General features: G+C 32.7%; 1 protein-coding gene and 1 pseudogene. Both read right to left on the bottom strand.

Annotated elements, in window-relative coordinates; translation table 11 throughout:
* Positions 1–27: 27 nt before the first annotated feature.
* Positions 28–330 (bottom strand): hypothetical protein, encoded by a 303-nt coding sequence (locus PL9631_RS00005; RefSeq protein WP_083615996.1) that lies wholly within the window; start codon positions 328–330, stop codon positions 28–30.
* Positions 331–423: 93 nt separating this feature from the next.
* Positions 424–605, bottom strand: a pseudogene (locus PL9631_RS25940) (hypothetical protein); the annotation flags it as partial.

Here is a 605-nt window from a genome sequence, read left to right as displayed (position 1 = left end):
TTTAGTTATTTAGTTATTTAGTTAAAGTCAGAAAGGTTCGTCAGGTTCAGTGAAGAAGTCAACTGAATTAATATCGTCATTGTACGGTTCAATTACTTTTATAGAAACTGATTCAGATTCAATTTCAAATTCAAGAGGTTCGATAAGACTTGAATATCTTGAAATCAGCTTGCATTTTTCCCGAAATTCTATAACTTCTTTAGTGTCTTCAACATTTTCAATATCTTCAACATTTTCATCCCAAAGATAATCATAAGGAGATGGTGAATTATCAGGACAGAAACAGGGTTTTCCGCCACAATCTAGCCATTGACCATTGAGTTCATTCATGGTAATATTTATGTTAGTTAGAAAAAACGACAAAACACCTATCTTTAGCGGTAGCTACCTCACAAATAACTACAGCTAAAGATTTAATTAGATTTAATTAATTAAGACAACACGACAACGTTTACCAAGTTGTTGAATATTTCGTTTAGTTCCTGGTGATTTACCATCCCAAATAGCTAAACCAAAATCAGCTTGTTGGTGCATTAATTTATCTCTAAGGCTATAACTTCCTTGAACTTTAACGGTTCCCCAATTACCAACATTATTTCTGAGGG

Origin of the sequence: Planktothrix paucivesiculata PCC 9631, from assembly GCF_900009265.2 — a bacterium.
GTDB lineage: Bacteria > Cyanobacteriota > Cyanobacteriia > Cyanobacteriales > Microcoleaceae > Planktothrix > Planktothrix paucivesiculata.
Note: the sequence above shows the minus strand (reverse complement) of the source record. Positions and strands in the feature narration are given on the sequence as shown.